Origin of the sequence: Actinoplanes campanulatus (assembly GCF_014647795.1) — a bacterium.
In the GTDB taxonomy this organism is placed as follows: Bacteria; Actinomycetota; Actinomycetes; order Mycobacteriales; family Micromonosporaceae; genus Actinoplanes; species Actinoplanes campanulatus.
Window position 1 is genome coordinate 414,038 of record NZ_BMPW01000004.1, and the last position, 15,946, is coordinate 429,983.

15 protein-coding genes and 1 riboswitch are annotated in these 15,946 nt (G+C 68.8%); of the genes, 10 read left to right on the plus strand and 5 right to left on the minus strand.

The features are described 5' to 3' along the window. Positions 1–104 precede the first annotated feature (104 nt). A complete protein-coding gene (locus IEZ13_RS10595) occupies positions 105–743 on the minus strand; it encodes a hypothetical protein (RefSeq protein ID WP_203833764.1) in 639 nt (212 codons plus the stop codon). Between the two features lie 317 nt (positions 744–1,060). Next, positions 1,061–1,678 (minus strand): hypothetical protein, encoded by a 618-nt coding sequence (locus tag IEZ13_RS10600; RefSeq protein WP_183220723.1) that lies wholly within the window; start codon positions 1,676–1,678, stop codon positions 1,061–1,063. Between the two features lie 216 nt (positions 1,679–1,894). Here IEZ13_RS10600 and IEZ13_RS10605 point away from each other — a divergent pair, with 216 nt between their 5' ends. From IEZ13_RS10605 to IEZ13_RS10625, 4 genes are all read left to right on the plus strand, one after another. Next, on the plus strand, positions 1,895–2,326 hold the full coding sequence (locus IEZ13_RS10605; RefSeq protein WP_183220725.1) for a DUF4259 domain-containing protein: 432 nt from the start codon (positions 1,895–1,897) through the stop codon (positions 2,324–2,326). Positions 2,327–2,961: 635 nt separating this feature from the next. Continuing rightward, on the plus strand, positions 2,962–3,345 hold the full coding sequence (locus IEZ13_RS10615) for a hypothetical protein (RefSeq protein ID WP_183220726.1): 384 nt from the start codon (positions 2,962–2,964) through the stop codon (positions 3,343–3,345). A gap of 40 nt (positions 3,346–3,385) precedes the next feature. Beyond that, the gene (locus tag IEZ13_RS10620; RefSeq protein ID WP_183220728.1) at positions 3,386–5,716 is read left to right on the plus strand and encodes a tetratricopeptide repeat protein; all 2,331 of its coding nucleotides are present in this window, start codon (positions 3,386–3,388) and stop codon (positions 5,714–5,716) included. Positions 5,717–6,081: 365 nt separating this feature from the next. Then, entirely contained in the window at positions 6,082–6,465 is a 384-nt protein-coding gene (locus tag IEZ13_RS10625) for a VOC family protein (protein ID WP_221245503.1), read from the plus strand. A gap of 174 nt (positions 6,466–6,639) precedes the next feature. On the opposite strand, the gene IEZ13_RS10630 is transcribed toward IEZ13_RS10625, so the two are convergent. After that, entirely contained in the window at positions 6,640–7,008 is a 369-nt protein-coding gene (locus IEZ13_RS10630) for a MerR family transcriptional regulator (protein WP_183220732.1), read from the minus strand. A 115-nt stretch (positions 7,009–7,123) separates the two neighbouring features. On the opposite strand from IEZ13_RS10630, the gene IEZ13_RS10635 reads away from it, so the two are divergent. The 3 genes from IEZ13_RS10635 (at position 7,124) to IEZ13_RS10645 (ending at position 10,333) form a co-directional block, all read left to right on the plus strand. Then, complete coding sequence (locus IEZ13_RS10635) at positions 7,124–8,197, plus strand: alkene reductase (protein ID WP_183220734.1); 1,074 nt, start codon at positions 7,124–7,126, stop codon at positions 8,195–8,197. A gap of 239 nt (positions 8,198–8,436) precedes the next feature. Then, positions 8,437–9,486 carry a PQQ-dependent sugar dehydrogenase gene (locus IEZ13_RS10640; RefSeq protein ID WP_183220736.1) on the plus strand — a complete coding sequence of 350 codons (1,050 nt, stop codon included), beginning with the start codon at positions 8,437–8,439 and terminating at the stop codon, positions 9,484–9,486. 493 nt (positions 9,487–9,979) lie between these two features. Continuing rightward, positions 9,980–10,333, plus strand: coding sequence for a helix-turn-helix domain-containing protein (locus IEZ13_RS10645; RefSeq protein WP_183220738.1), 354 nt, complete (start codon positions 9,980–9,982; stop codon positions 10,331–10,333). Here the strand turns inward: IEZ13_RS10645 and IEZ13_RS10650 are convergent, their stop codons facing one another. Both IEZ13_RS10650 and IEZ13_RS10655 read right to left on the minus strand, forming a co-directional pair. Continuing rightward, complete coding sequence (locus IEZ13_RS10650) at positions 10,334–10,948, minus strand: ClpP family protease (RefSeq protein WP_183220740.1); 615 nt, start codon at positions 10,946–10,948, stop codon at positions 10,334–10,336. Beyond that, positions 10,945–11,571: a ClpP family protease gene (locus tag IEZ13_RS10655; RefSeq protein WP_183220742.1), complete on the minus strand. Its 627-nt coding sequence runs from the start codon at positions 11,569–11,571 to the stop codon at positions 10,945–10,947. Before IEZ13_RS10655 ends, IEZ13_RS10650 begins: the two co-directional genes overlap by 4 nt. A gap of 243 nt (positions 11,572–11,814) precedes the next feature. Between IEZ13_RS10655 and IEZ13_RS10660 the strand changes: the two genes are divergently transcribed. The 3 genes from IEZ13_RS10660 to IEZ13_RS10670 all read left to right on the plus strand — a co-directional run bounded on the left by IEZ13_RS10660 (position 11,815) and on the right by IEZ13_RS10670 (position 15,946). Then, positions 11,815–12,159, plus strand: coding sequence for an ArsR/SmtB family transcription factor (locus tag IEZ13_RS10660; RefSeq protein WP_229794601.1), 345 nt, complete (start codon positions 11,815–11,817; stop codon positions 12,157–12,159). Between the two features lie 55 nt (positions 12,160–12,214). Beyond that, positions 12,215–12,429, plus strand: a riboswitch (cobalamin riboswitch). 125 nt (positions 12,430–12,554) lie between these two features. After that, the gene (locus IEZ13_RS10665) at positions 12,555–14,951 is read left to right on the plus strand and encodes a ribonucleoside-diphosphate reductase subunit alpha (RefSeq protein ID WP_183220744.1); all 2,397 of its coding nucleotides are present in this window, start codon (positions 12,555–12,557) and stop codon (positions 14,949–14,951) included. Further along, positions 14,951–15,946: a ribonucleotide-diphosphate reductase subunit beta gene (locus IEZ13_RS10670; RefSeq protein ID WP_183220745.1), complete on the plus strand. Its 996-nt coding sequence runs from the start codon at positions 14,951–14,953 to the stop codon at positions 15,944–15,946. The genes IEZ13_RS10665 and IEZ13_RS10670 overlap by 1 nt, the downstream gene beginning before the upstream one ends.

Sequence of the window (15,946 nt, forward strand, 5' to 3'; positions counted from 1 at the left end):
TGCGTCGCCAGCGCGGCCGGGCTGCCCCTTGCCGTGGGGAAGGGCTGTCGACGGGTGGAGTCATTGTCATGCCGATGAGAGTGCGTAAGAGCGGATGGAGGCATTCAACCCCGATTGTCATTGCTAGACGAGTCAGAGACCGATGGCGGTTGCCCGTAGATGCCGAGTGCTGTCACGGTGTCGTCGTCGATCGCGCTCGGGTCGATGCTCCAGCGACTGGCCATTGCCATAACGTCGGTTTCGGACGGCGTTGTTTCGTACCAGGCTGTCCACTCATCATCCGACCACTGTTCCCACCCGGGCTCTGCACCGCGAATGCCGATGCCCAATTCGATCTCGTCGGCTGTCGGGGCGCCGACGAACAGCGGCACCTCGCCTCGCTCGCCGATGAAGCAGTAGGCGCGCAACAGCTCACCGTCTACGGCCCGCGCCCAAGCGTGATAGTCCGGAACCCGTTCATTGGCGAAGAACTGCACCTCGCCCAGCTGCCGACTCAGCATTCTAAGCCAGTCAGGGAAGGGCGGCTCCGTCGCATCGAAACCCGTTGGTACATGCAGCCGGCCGTGGGCGAGCGTCCAGCCTGGCACCGGCGCGGCTACGTAGACGCCGTGCTGGTAGGCCCGGTCGGTGCCGGTGCCCCAGTCGAGGAGTTCACGGTCGTGCAAACCAAGTGCGTCGGCGACCTCGCCAGGGGCCCGGCCTCGGACAGCCAGCCACGACGTCTTATAACTGAAGCCTGCCACGCTACCCATGATCCCAAGAGTCTGTTCCGCGGCTGCCCATAGGCATCCGGTTCTGGCAACAGCGTGCAACGTCGGCATGGCGCACTTTCCCATCTGCTTTCACCCGGCGCGCGAGGAGAGGTTAGCCAACGCCGTACATGCCAAGCGAGCGACATCCCGGGACGCACTGTTCTGTAGCCGCATACAAGGTGCGGGCCGGTTCGGCGCCACCCTCACAGGCACGGTCACCAACACTCACCGTAGTTGCCCTCGGTGGTACAGCGGGGCGACCCGACCCGTGACGGAGGTTGAACGGCAAGCTGAGCCGTGAGCCGCGGTCACGGATTCTCGGCGAGGCGGGCCAGCGACGTTCGGGTGCTCTCGACCAGGGCGTCGCTGAGCGCCTCCAGGTCGTCGCAGGGGCGCGACGGCAGGTCGGCGTCGGCGCCGAGGCTGGTGCTGAGCCTCAGGTTTGAGTCGAGCACGTCCAGGTACACAAAGCAGACCGCGTTCCCCTCGAGATTCCTCGCTTGCGAGGCGAGGCGCGCGGATCGTCCCAGATTCGCGACGTCCCGTAGGTTTCCTTCGGTTTCGTTGTATCGCCACCCGATCCACGTGACGGCCGCGTTCGCGCCGTACGTGAACTGCACGGTGCCGTAGCTTCCCCAGGAGCCGTCCTCATTCTCAACGACGTAGGCGCAGGCGCCGGGGTTGGCCGACGGCTGCGGTCGCAGCGCGGGATCGCCGATGCGGGTAGCGACGGCCGAGAGGTCGAGACGGGAACAAGCGTCGGCTGTCTCACGGTAGCGTTCGTCGTTCCATGCGTAAGCGACCACACCGCCCGCGGCGACGAGCGCGAGGATCATCGCGGATGAGAGGGACGCGCCGATCCGTGCCGGCGCGAGGCTGGGCCGGGACGGCGGCGGGTCCCAGAACTCAGTCGAGGTATCGATCACTGCGAAACGGTATGCCATGGGGCAGCGGCGTGTGGACCGGCCTCGACTTCGTCCAAGCGCACAGCGTAGCGACCTTCCAATCGGCCCGCAGCAATCACCTCTCATGCCGCCGAGAAGGCGTGTGATGTCGCCATCCGGGTTCTGCGGGCGGTGCCGAACCGCCTCGGGCCAGCCGTTGTGCGACGATCACTCCGTCGATGCGGAGGTCAGCGACCAATGGGCACCTGGGATGTCGGGCCGTTCGACAACGACGACGCCGCAGACTTCGCCGATGCTCTTGACGACGCGCTGGCACACGTCCGCATAGAGATGATCGGCGCAGTCCTCGAACGCGTCGCCGACCCCGCCGACGACGACTCTCGGCTCTCCGACGCCCCGCGCGCCGTCGCCGCTGCAGCGCTGATCGCGGCCCAATGCCCAGGCGGTGTCCCCGTCGACTCAGGCTACGGCCCGCATACACCCATGCCACAGTTCCCTGCGTACCTCCGCGACCTCGCCATCAAGGCCTTGGACGGCCTCATTGCAAAGCCGACATGGCTTGCTGATGCCTGGAACGCGAGCCCCGACGGCAGCAAATGGCGCCGGACCATCGTCGACCTGCGTGCCGTACTGGACCCGCCACAGCAAGAGACACTCTTCGTTTCTTAATGCGGGGTGTTGACCTCATTTGCCGCCGATAATGTGTTGCGCTTGGCGGGCGCTGCCCGGAAGGGGCGTCAGGGTCGGCTACGCCGCGTGGTACAGGGCGCGATCCCCGGCTCTCACCCCCGGCGGATGTCGGCGATGATCTCCACCCTTCGTGAAGGCTGGTCCGTCATAGCCGGACAGACTTGACAAATTAGATTCCACAGAACCCGCCGGTGGATCGTCGAACGCTCGCAGTCCTGGCTGATGCGCGCCCGTCGCAACGCCCGCGACTACGAACGCCTGCCTGAACACCCCGAAGCCCATATCACGTGGGCAAACATCACCCTGATGACCCGCCGGATCATCCGCGCGGATGATCGACGGGCCACAGCACCTATGCTCATCGCCGCCTGATCAGCAGTTCCGGAGACATGCGGATCGAGGCTGATGAATTCTCTTCTAGATTGCAGCCCTCATGCTGGCGAGCTCCGGCGCCGCGGAATCCTGCACGCCGACACCAAACCCTCGACAGTATCGAGGCCAGCCCCGAAGTGCTCTACAGCTTCCGCTGCCGCGACCAGCCCACCGGCTTCTGATCGAGGCCTCGCCGGCCGGACATCTATCCGGCGCACCGATAGCCGGTTGACATCTACCGGGTGACCGGGGCCGACAACGCCTCCGGGCTCACGGTGTTCGCCCTGCACCGTTCAGGCAGGCGAGACACCGTGGCCGCGGCCCTCAACCGGAGTGACCGTGCTGCACTGGCCGCACTCCTGAAGCCCGCTGAGATCTTCGTCGACATGGCGGTGGTCCGCGAGAGCGGTGCCAGGCGTCCGGAGTCATCTCAGCGTCAAGGCGCCGATGAGACCCGACAGGTCGATCAGCTGGCCGGCCACTGCAGTCGAGCGTTTCGCCGCTACCTGAATCTCGTCGGCCAGTTCCACACGTTGGGTGACTTCCATGCCGCGATCCACGGCCTGCTCGCCCCACCACCCGCATCCTGTCCGTCAGAAGCGGGTGGACCGAAGTCCTCGGCGTGAAGCGAGGCTCCCCGTGACAGCAGATGCGAGTCTCCGCCCGGTGCTGGACGCCGTTGAACGGCGGACGGCCCACTACGCGCGCCGCGGCGACCCCACCGCGATCTTCGCCGACGAGGCCGGTGTCGATGAGGACCGCTGCTTCGACGCCGTGGCCGGCGGCGTGCTGCCACCGGCGATGGCCACCGCTCTCGCCCGTCTCCACTGGTGCCGCTACCTGGCCCGACCCACCGGCGCACACGCGCCCGACGATCTGCGGACCGCGTTGCTGCTGTTCTCCCGCAGCGGCGGCGAGGACGAGGAGGTACGCGCGGACCGTGCGGCCGTCGCGGCGGCCGCGCCAGGCGGACGTGAGTGGGCAAGGCGTCTGAGCGACCTCGGTATCGGTCTGCACACGCGGTTCGAGCGTACCGGCGACCCGGCCGACCTGGACGACGCGGTGGCAGCCGGCCGGGCCGCTGCCGGCACCGCCCTGGCCACCTCCGCGGTTCTGGGCAACCTCGGCGGGTTGCTGGAGACCCGCTTCGCGCACACCGGTGACCTCGCGGACCTGGCCGAGTCGATCACGATGATCCGGGCCGCCCTGCGCGCCGCTCCCACCGGCCACCGGCTGCGGCCGGCGATGGCGAACAACCTGAGCGTCGACCTGCACGCCTACTTCCAGCTGACCGGTGACCTGCCGGCCCTGCAGGAGGCGGTCGAGGTCGGCCGTGAGGCGGTCGTGCTGGCCCCACCCGGCCATCCCGACCGCGGACGAAACCAGGCCAATCTCGGCATCGCGTTGTGGGGCCGGTTCCAGCGGTTGGGACAGATGAAGGACCTGCAGGAGGCGGTCGCGGTGGGCCGGGCCGCGCTCGCCCTCCTACCGCCGGGCCACTCCGACCGAACCGCCCGCCTGATCAATCTCGGTACCGCGTTGACGGCGCGGTTCGAACGGCTGGGCGCTGTTGGCGATCTGGACGAGGCGGTGACGCTGTACCGGGCGGCCGTCGAGGCCACACCCGCCGCCGACCGGTCCGCCGCACCTGGTCACCTGTCCAACCTCGCGTCGGCGCTGCTGACCAGGGCACGGCACACCGGCAGCCGGGCGGCCGACCTGGAGGAGGCCGTCGCCGCCGCGCGGGCCGCCGTGGCGCGCGCCGTCCCGGTCGATCCGGAACGGCCCGGCTACCTGTCCAACCTGGGCGACACCTTGCACACCCGCTACCGGCGGACCGGGAACCCCGAGGATCTCGACGAGGCGGTCACCGCGGTCAGGGCCGCCGTTCGCGGCACACCGGACGGCCACACCAGCCGCGGCAAATACCTGTCCAATCTCAGTACGGCCCTCTGGACCCGGTACCGGCGGGCGGGTGCGGCGACCGACCTGGACGAGGCGGTGACCGCGGCCCGAGCGGCGGTCCGCGCGACCCCGGCCGGTCACAGTGCCCACGGCGTCTGCCAGTCCACCCTGGCCAACATCCTCAGTGACCGGTTCCGGCTGTGCGGCCGGCCCGCCGACCTGGACGAGGCGATCACGGCGGCCCATGCCGCGGCCACGACCGCACCGGCCGGGCACCCGGCACGGGCCGCGTACCTGACAAATCTCGGCGTCGCGTTGCGAGCCCGCTACCAGCACACCGGCCACCCCGCCGACCTCGACGAGGCGATCAACGCCGCGCGTGCCGCCGTCCGCGCCGTTCCACCCCGGCACGCCGACCGGGCCGGGGCCCTGTCGAACCTGGTCGGTGTGCTGCTGGCCGACCTGCAGCGCGGGGCGGCCGCACAGGTACTCGACGAGGCCGAGGCCGCCGCCCGGGCGGCGGTCGACGCCGTGCCCACCGGCCATCCCGACCGCGCCCGCCACCTGATCGCCGCCGCCGCCGTACGGTGGATGCGGTTCGAGCGGACCAGGGACCTTGCGGACGCGCGGACCGCCCTGCGGCTGTGCCGCCGGGCCGCCGAGGAACCGGCCACGTCGCCACCGACCCGGATCGTCGCCGGGTTCAGCTGGGGGGTTCTCGCGGCCTCGACCGGTCAGTGGGCCGGCGCCCTGGCGGGCTTCGAGACGTCTGTCCGGATGCTTCCGCTGGTCGGATGGCGGGGAGTGTCCCGCACCGACCGCGAACGCCTGCTCTCTGAATGGGCCGAGCTGGGCCCTCACGCGGCCGCGTGCGCGATCCGGGTGGCCCAGCCGTCCCGGGCTGTCACGCTGCTGGAACAGGGTCGTGCCGTGCTGTGGTCGCAGCTGCTGGAGACCCGCACCGACCTGACCTCCCTGCGCACGCGGGCCCCGGGCCTGGCAGCCCGCCTGGACGCGGCCCGCGTGGCGCTCGACGACGCCGACACCGTCCCGGCTCGGCCCCTCTGGCACGAGAACACCGCCCAGACCTAGACTCCGGCCGGAACGCCGGCGGCGTCGCGTGCCGCCGTGTCATGCCCTGCTCTTTCTGGCAGGCGGCGACCGGAACGGTCCTGTGGGCCGCGAATCTCGACGGGGCGGGAGTGATGGCTCGACAGAGATGGCGGAGGGGGCGCTCTGATCGCCGTAGCGGTGGTCCTCGTGGGGTACACGGCGTCGCGGCGGCGGACCAACTTCCAGACCGCTACTCCGCACAAGGGCTGCGCGGCGGGCCTTCTCGGAGGAGTAGAACTTCGCGAAGGCCCAGCCGTCGGCGAGGGTGCGGTGGAATCGTTCGATCTTGCCGTTGCTATCTGCAGGGCTGCGGGCGGTGACGTCCGCCGCGTATCGTGCGGCTCGTGACCGCCATCTCTCTGATGCTCGCGGTGCCGGACGCTCCTGCGGCATCCGCCTGGTATCAACGCGCTCTCGGCGCCACCGAGCTGTGGAACCTCGGCTCGGTGATCGGCTTGGAGATAGGAGGGGCGCCGTTCTTTCTGGCCCAGCCGGAAGGAAACCGCTGGGAGAGCCCTGTCGAGCTGGGCACCACGACGGTACGAGTCGAGGTCTTCGTGGACGATCCGGACTCGTTCGCCGGCGGCGCCGCGGCTGCGGGGGCGGATTACCACGATCCGGTACGAGACCATGAAGCGCCGTGGGGGACACACCGGCAAGGGGGCTTCTTCGATCCGTACGGGCATCTCTGGCTCGTGGGCGACAAGTCGCCGCTGCGCCGTCGTTGAGAAATCCGGCCCGGATAGACGCAGTCCACGGCTGCTCATCGAACCGATGATCGCGTCCGGATCTGTCGCCACGTTTTGGCGTCACCGGCGCTGGTCAAGCCACTCGAATCCAGCGCGGATGATCCGCGGACGCTCTCCCGACGCCCCAGCGTCTAGCCCGGAGGCCACCAGTCCTCATCGGGCAGCGAGCCGGGACCGGTGCTCCCGGTTGATGACGATCAGCTGGTCGAGCGCGTCGCGGGCCTGAGTGAGTTCCTCGATGTGTTGCGTGATGCGGTCCCGCTCCTGGTGCAACTGCGTCCAGGCGGCGTCGGCGTTCTGGGCGGTCGGCGAGTCGACGCACGGCAGCAGCTCGGCGATCGTGCGGCTGGAGAGTCCGGCGCCGTACAGCCGCTGGATGAACCGCACCCGCCCGATCTCCTTGTCGGTGTACTGGCGTTGCCCGCTCGGGCTGCGGGTGCTGACGAGCAGCCCCTGCTCCTCGTAGTAGCGCAGGGAACGCACGCTCACCCCGGCTCTCGCCGCGAGATCACCGATCCGCATGCTGGCCTCCTCGCTGTGATCTGCTTCGCACACCTTGCATCTGACGTCAATGTCAGGTCTTAGCGTAGCGGCGCGTCCGGTCGGCGGGCGCGACGCTCCTGGAAGGCAGTGCGTGATGACGACCCTGTTCGACCGGTACCAACTCGGCGAAATGGTTCTGCCGAACCGCGTGGTGATGGCCCCGCTGACCCGGGTCCGGGCCGCTACGGGCGGTCTGGCGACTCCGTCGATGGCGACCTATTACGCCCAGCGGGCCACCGCGGGACTCATCGTGACCGAGGGCGTGCAGCCCAGCATCGTGGGGCAGTCGAACCCCGGGACCCCGGGCCTGCACACCGATGAGCAGGCCAAGTCGTGGCAGCAGGTCACCGACGCGGTGCACACCAACGGTGGGCGCGTCTTCGCTCAGCTCATGCACGGCGGCCGGGTGTCGCACCCGGAGACGACCGGAATGCAGCCGGTCGGCCCGTCGGCCGTCCCGGCAGCCGGCGAACTCTTCACGCCGACCGGCCGCAAACCCGCGCCGGTGCCCCGAGCGCTGGACACCGCCGAGGTGCCCGAACACGCACGTTCCTACGCCGGCGCGGCCCGGTACGCGGTCGACGCCAGCTTCGACGGTGTGGAGCTGCACGGCGCGAACGGCTACCTGATCTCGCAGTTCCTCTCCAGCTCGGCCAACCTGCGTACCGACCGCTACGGCGGATCGATCACGAACCGGATCCGGTTCGCCGTCGAAGCGGTGACCGCGACGGTCGAGGCGGTGGGCGGCCACCGTACCGGGATCCGGCTCTCGCCGGGCGCCGGCATCTGGGGCGCCACGGAGACCGACGTGCCCGAGATGTACGCCGCGCTGCTCGCCGAACTGGCACCGCTCGGACTGGCATACGTCCACCTGGAACTCACCACCGCCGAGGAGGTACTGGTCGGGCTGCGCCGCGCCTGGCCCGGCAGCCTCATCGTCAACCCGGCGTTCCCGATGGGCCCGAAAAAGGCGGACGAAGTGGCCGCGGAGCGGTGGCTGGGGCTGGGCGCCGACCTGATCAGCTTCGGTCGCGCCTTCATCGCCAACCCCGACCTCGTGGAACGGCTGCGGCAGAATCTCCCGCTCGCCGACGACGACCAAGCGACCTGGTACGCGGGCGGCGACCAGGGCTACCTCACCTATCCCACATACCGGCACGAGGCCTGACGCCGGCCTGCCCTACTCCCGCACCCTCGGCTACCCGCAGGTCATCCGGGCCCGGATGACCTGCGATGCGGCCCGCTGAGGGTATAAGTGCCTCGAATCATGCCCTGGCGTCGGCATGCTCGTTCGGGTGCGGGCGAGTCGGTAGAAGTCGGTGCCGGGCCGATGCTGCCACCGCCAAGATTCGCGGTCCCACCGAAAGCGACGTAGATTGACATTTGTCGATCTATTGGGAGGTGCTCATGCACCGTACGATCATCGCGCTGGGCCTCGGAGCCGTGCTGGTGGTGACCGCCCCGCACACCGCCGCCGCCATGGAGCCCGACCTGAACAATCCTCAGGTGGTGGCCAGTGGCCTGACCGTTCCATGGGGGCTCGACTTCCTGCCCGACGGCAGCGCGCTCGTCACCGAACGCAACACCGCCCGCGTCCTGCGGGTGAGGCCGGGCAGTGCCCCGGCCACCGTCACCACCATCGCCGGGGTTTCCCCCACCGGGGAGGCGGGCCTGCTCGGCCTGGCCGTGTCGCCGGCCTTCGAGCAGGACAACCTGGTGTACGTCTACTTCACCTCGGCCACCGACAACCGGATCGCCCGGTTCCGCCTGGACGCGCCCGCCACCCCACAGGTCATCCTCAGTGGCCTGGCCAAGGCGAGCATCCACGACGGCGGCCGCATTGCCTTCGGGCCCGACGGCATGCTGTACGCCACGGTCGGCGACGCGGGCGTTACGTCGAACGCGCAGAACCAGCAGAGCCGCAACGGCAAGATCCTGCGGATGCGGCCCGACGGTGGCGTACCCACGACCGGTAACCCGTTCCCGAACTCCCTCGTCTACAGCCTTGGCCACCGCAACCCGCAAGGCCTGGCGTGGGACCCGCAAGGCCGGCTGTACGCCGCTGAGTTCGGTCAGAATACCTGGGACGAGGTGAACCTGATCGTGGCCGGCGGCAACTACGGCTGGCCGACGGTCGAGGGCAACAGCAACGACACCCGCTTCCGCAACCCGATCGTGGTGTGGAGCACCGCGCAGGCCTCCCCGAGCGGCGCCACCATCGACGGCCAGACCCTGTACGTCGCCGCCCTCCGCGGCCAGCGCCTGTGGTCGGTACCCCTGAACGGCACCGGCGGGGCCGGCACCCCATCCGCACTACTCCAGGGCCAGTATGGCCGGCTGCGCACGGTCGAGCGCGCCCCCGACGGCGCCCTGTGGGTGACCACCAGCAACCGAGACGGCCGAGGCACCCCGGCCGCCACCGACGACCGCATCCTGCGCTTCCCGCCCCGGCCCTGACCACCAGCCCGCGTGATTCTGCCGGGTAGCCCGCCAGTAGTGACCGCAGATGCAGATCGGATGCACATGCGAGGGACGCCTATGTCGACGACAGTCGGTACTCTCAGCTCGAACAGGCACGTTCACCTCATGTGGGGAGATCATTGTGCGTCTGCGAACTGTGGTCCTGACCGTCGCGACATTCGTGCTCGCTACCATCGTGGCCGTCCTCGCCGGCCCGGGTGAGGCCCTGGCCGGTTACACCTGGTCCAACTGAGGCGCGAGGAACCCACCGCCCACGTCGTGTTTGGGGCGGTGGGTTGCCCTGTGCGCGGCCGACGGGTGCGGATCCCTGACGGCCCGTCTACAAGCGCCATCGTCGGCCGGGATCCATTCCGCATCGCCGGAGCCTACGGGTGGATGATCGGAGGCGGTGAACGGAGGCTCCTACGCTGCTGGCAGAACCGGGCTCGATCGGGTGTCGGCCACGGCGACGGCTCACTACCGTCGGCACATGGCAGACGTGACGTACCGACCGCGGCCTCTGTTGCGCACCCTGCTCGGTGAGGTGCTGCGGCGCCGCCGGCTGGAGCAGGAGCGGACCCTTGCCGAGGTCGCCCGGGACGCGTGCGTCTCGGTGCAGTACCTGTCCGAGGTGGAGCGCGGCCGCAAGGAGGCGAGCTCGGAGATCGTGGCCGCCGTCTGCGATTCGCTGGGCATCGGGCTGGCCGACCTGCTGGCCGAGGTGGGGCGCGACCTCACGGCGCATCGCGCCCCGGTTCTCCGGCTGGAGACGGCCCGGCTGCGCCGCGTGGTACACGCGCCGCGCGGCTCCCGGTCCGGCGATGTCGTCCTGCTGGCCGCCTGATCAGGCGGCGTTGAGCCGGTAGCCGCGCGGTTCGCGCCGGGTGATGACCCGATCGGCGAGGCCGTAGGCGACGGCGTCGGGGGCCGCCAAGGTCATCCGGCGGTCGGTGTCCTCCCGGATCCTGGCGATCGAGTGACCGGTGTGCTCGGCCAGGATCTGATCCATCTCGGCCCGGACCTTGGCCACCTCCTTGGCCTCCACGGCCAGGTCCGGCAGCGTGCCGCGGGCCTGGCCGGACGGCTGGTGCAGGGTCACCTTCGCGTGCCGCAGCACCGACCGCTTGCCCGGTGTGCCGGCAGCGAGCAGCGCCGCGGACGCCGACGCGGCCTGGCCGACGCAGATGGTGGCAATGTCGCACCGGACGAAGTGCATGGTGTCGTAGATCGCGGTCAGCGCGCTGAAGGAGCCGCCCGGGGAGTTGATGTACAGGGCGATCTCCTGTTCCCCGGTCGATTCCAGATGGATCAACTGGGCGATCACGACGTTGGCGACCCCGTCGTCGATCTCGGTGCCGAGGAAGATGATCCGGTCCGACAGCAGCCGGGAGTAGATGTCGAAGGCGCGTTCCCCGTTCGGCGTCTTCTCGACGACGGTGGGGATGGTGTAGTGGCTCATGCGTTCAGTCCCATCGGCTGGCGGGTGGTCTCGGGGCGTACGTCGTCGACGCTGTCGAGGACCCGGTCGATGAGGCCGTACTCGAGGGCCTCCTCGGCGGTGAACCAGCGATCCCGCCTGCTGTCGCGTTCGACCGTGTCGATCGGCTGCCCGGTGTGCTCGGCGGTCAGGCGCAGCAGCGTGTGGCCGAGCCGCTCCAGCTGATTGGCGTAGATCTCCACGTCCGCCGCGGTGCCGCCGAACCCGGCCGAGCCCTGGTGCATCAGGATCTGGGCGTGCGGCAGCGCGTACCGTTTGCCGGGGGTGCCTGCGGTGAGCAGGAATTGCCCCATGCTCCCGGCGAGCCCGAGGGCCAGCGTGCTGACGTCGTTGGGGATCAACCGCATGGTGTCGTAGATCGCCAGCCCGGCGGTGACCGAACCGCCCGGCGAGTTGATGTACAGGTTGATGGTGCTGAGCGGGTTCTCCGCGGACAACAGCAGCAGTTGCCCGCAGATCCGGTTGGCGATCGGGTCGTCGACCTCGGCGCCGAGCACGATGATGCGCTGGTGCAGCAGTTGGACGGACAGTTGGTCGTCGACGGACCCGGTTCCGCCTGGCGTCGTGGCAGTGAATGGATGCATGGCTGTTCTCCTCCGGCTCGGCACTGCATGCCGACTCCACCTTCAGCGCGATGGCGCCCGCCGGCCAAGCCGATCTGCGGTCAGCAGATGAGGCAGCACTGATTCCTGGAAGACGTCGTGGCCGATCTGAAGACGTCCAGGTCCTCGAACGCCGCCGGCGAGCCGGGAACCGAACGCCGCGCCGAAGCGACTCATCCGGTAAGGACGGTCGGCGAGAGGGCGGGTCACGGGATGAGATACGGCGTGCAGAGACGGCGGCCGCGGGGCTGGGCACATCCCGACCTCGGTGACGTCGACCTCGGCCGGGTGCTCGACGCCCTCGGCGACCCGGTCCGGCTGGAGGTCGTCCGGCAGTTGGCCGCCGCCGGGGGAGTGGTGCGGGGCGCGTTCGACGTGCCGGTGACCGGTCAGACCCTCTCCCATCACCTGAGGACTCTCACCACCGCCGGTCTCGTACGGGTGAGCCAGGCCGGCCGGTTCCGGTGCTGCGAGCTGCGCGCACGTGAGGTGGAGCAGCGTTTTCCCGGACTGCTGCCGGCGATCCTGGCCAATGCCGGCGGCGGTGCCGTACGCATGATGCCGCCGTGAGAGTGACGGTTTGGACACACCATGTGGGGCTGTGACTTTCCGATGCCGCCCATATATGGTGTTCCCCGCAGCTGGTTCGGCCGCGCCTGTCAGGGTGTGTCCGAGGCAACAGGGAACCCGGTGTGAAACCGGGACTGCCCCGCAGCGGTGAGTGGGAACGACCGCCGTCATGAAGCACTGGGCCCGCCAGGGCCTGGGAAGCGACGGCCAGTAGGCGGCTTTACCCCAAAGCCCACGAGTCCGAAGACCTGCCAGCGCGCCGTGCATCTCAGTTGATGCGCGGCGGTCGAAGGCCGCGTGGGACGGCCGACGCCATCAGCCGGGCCCCTCGTGGGCCGCGGCGGCGTCCTCCTGCGCACCCGAGACCTGGGCCGGCGTGATGAGGGGGACGAGACATGACAGCAGCTACGCAGGATCCGCCGGCTACCGGACTTGTGCCGGAGCAGCGCCGCAATGTGATGCAGGTGCGCAAGCGAAACGGCGATCTGGAGCCGGTCGACGTCAACAAGATCGTCAAGGCGGTCGAGTTGTGGGTCGCCGATCTCGGCGAGGTCGACCCGCTGCGGGTGGCGACCAAGACCATCAGCGGCCTGTACGACGGCGCGACCACCGCTGAGCTGGACAAGCTGTCGATCCAGACGGCGGCCGAGCTGATCGGCGAGGAACCGCAGTACTCGAAACTCGCCGCCCGGCTGCTCGCCGCGTACGTCGACAAGGAGGTCCGCGGTCAGGGTGTCGCCAGCTTCAGCCAGTCGATCCGCTACGCCCACGGCCTCGGCCTGATCGGCGATGAGACCGCGGCGTTCGTGGCCCGCAACGCGCGCAAGCTCGACGACGCCGTGGACGTCGCCGGTGACCTGCGGTTCGAGTACTTCGGTCTGCGCACCGTCGCCGACCGCTACCTGCTGCGCCACCCGCAGTCCCGCCTGGTTGTGGAGACCCCGCAGTACTGGCTGCTGCGCGTCGCCTGCGGGCTGTCCACAGACGCCCGCGAGGCGATCGGCTTCTACCGCCTGATGTCGAGTCTGGCCTATCTGCCCAGCTCACCGACACTGTTCAACTCCGGAACCCGGCACACCCAGATGTCGTCGTGCTTCCTGGTCGACTCGCCGAAGGACGAACTGGACTCGATCTACGAGCGCTACCACCAGGTCGCGAAGCTGTCGAAGTTCTCCGGCGGCATCGGTATCGCCTGGTCGCGCATCCGCGGCCGGGGCGCCCTGATCCGTGGCACGAATGGAAAGTCGAACGGCATCGTCCCGTTCCTGAAAACGCTCGACGCCGGGGTGGCGGCGGTCAATCAGGGCGGCCGCCGTAAAGGCGCCGCATGTGTCTATCTGGAGCCGTGGCACCCGGACATCGAGGAGTTCCTGGAGCTGCGCGACAACACCGGTGAGGAGTCCCGCCGCACGCACAACCTGAACCTGGCGAACTGGATCCCGGACGAGTTCATGCGCCGTGTCGAGGCCGACGGCGAATGGTCGCTCATCGACCCGTCTGACGCCCCGTCACTGCCGGACCTGTTCGGTGACGAATTCACCGAGGCCTACCAGGCGGCCGAGAAGAAGGCTGTCAAAACCGTCAAAGCCCGCGATTTGTACGGCCGGATGATGCGCACCCTGGCGCAGACCGGCAACGGCTGGATGACGTTCAAGGACCGCTCGAACGCGCTGTCGAACCAGACGGGCGAGCCCGGCAACGTGATCCACCTGTCGAACCTGTGCACCGAGATCCTCGAGGTCAACAACGACGACGAGACGGCTGTCTGCAACCTCGGCTCGATCAACCTGGGTCAACACGTCAACGTTGACGGTGTTGACTGGGTCAAGTTGAGGGAGACGGTGCGGACCGCGGTCGTCTACCTGGACCGGGTCATCGACATCAACTACTACCCGTCGCAGCAGGCCGCGGCGTCGAACCCGCGGTGGCGGCCGGTCGGGCTCGGGCTGATGGGCCTGCAGGACGCGTTCTTCACCCTGCGGCTGCCGTTCGACTCGGCCGAGGCCAAGGAACTGTCGACCCGCGTCCAGGAGGAGATCTTCCTGACCGCCCTGGAGACGTCGGCCGAACTCGCCGCCGCGGTCGGCCCGCATCCGGCGTACCCCGAGACCCGGGCCGCCAAGGGCGAGTTGCATCCGGACCTGTGGGGCGCCGAGGTCACGCAGACCGGCCGGTGGGAGGCGCTGCGATCGGCCATCGCCGCACACGGGCTGCGCAACTCGCTGCTGATCGCGATCGCGCCCACCGCGACGATCGCGTCCATCGCCGGCGCCTACGAGTGCATCGAGCCGCAGGTGTCCAACCTGTTCAAACGCGAGACCATGTCCGGCGAGTTCCTTCAGATCAACACCTATCTGGTACGGGAACTCAAGTCCCGCGGACTGTGGACCGCCGCCATCCGCGAGCAGATCAAGCGCGCCGAAGGTTCGGTGCAGGCGATCGCCGAACTGCCGGACGACGTACGGGAACTGTTCCGCACCGCATGGGAACTGCCGCAGAAGGCGCTGATCGAACTCGCCGCGGCCCGGGCCCCGTTCATCGACCAGTCGCAATCGTTGAACCTGTTCATGGCCGCACCGACCATCAACAAGCTCTCCTCGATGTACCTGTACGCGTGGAAGGCCGGTCTCAAGACCAGCTACTACCTGCGCTCGCGCCCGGCGACCCGCATCCAGCAGGCCACCGTCGCGGTCGCGCCCGCTGTCACCGCCCCGGTCTCGCTCATCCCGGCGCTCACGCCGGCCGAGGCCTGTTCCCTGGAAAATCCCGAATCGTGTGAGGCCTGCCAGTAATGCTGCTCGACCCCGGAATGGACCTGACCCTGCGGCCGATGAAGTACCCGCACTTCTTCGACCGCTTCAAGGACGCCATCAAGAACACCTGGACCGTGGAGGAGGTCGACCTGCACTCCGACCTCGCCGACCTGGCCAAACTGTCGCCCGCCGAACAGCACCTGGTGTCCCGGCTGGTCGCCTTCTTCGCCACCGGCGACACCATCGTCGCCAACAACCTGGTCCTCAATCTGTATCAGCACGTCAACTCGCCCGAGGGCCGGCTCTATCTGTCGCGCCAGTTGTTCGAGGAGGCCGTGCACGTCCAGTTCTACCTGAACCTGCTCGACACCTACGTGCCCGACGAGCAGGAGCGTTTCGAGGCGTTCGCCGCGGTCGAGAACATCCCGTCGATCGCCCGTAAGGCCGAGTTCTGCTTCAAGTGGATCGACTCGGTCTTCGACCTGCGCAAACTGGAGACCAAAGAACACCGGCGGGCCTTCCTGCTCAACGTCATCTGTTTCGCCGCCTGCATCGAAGGGCTGTTCTTCTACGGCGCCTTCGCGTACGTCTACTTCCTGCGCTCCCGCGGCGTGTTGCAGGGCCTGGCGTCCGGCACCAACTGGGTGTTCCGCGACGAGAGCATGCACATGGCGTTCGCCTTCGACGTCGTCGACCAGGTACGGGCCGAGGAACCCGACCTGTTCGACGCCACGATGGAGCAGCAGGTCCGCGACATGCTGGCCGAGGCCGTCGAATGCGAGGTCCAGTTCGCGGCGGACCTGCTGGAGCAGGGCGTCTCCGGGATGTCGCTCGGGGACATGCGTGAATACCTTCAGCACGTCGCCGACCGGCGGCTCGCCGCGCTCGGCATCGACCCGATGTACGGCAGTAGGAACCCCTTCGCGTTCATGGAACTGCAGGACGTGCAGGAGCTGTCGAACTTCTTCGAGCGGCGCGTGTCGGCATACCAGGTCGGCGTGACCGGAACCGTCAGCTTCGACGACGATTTCTGA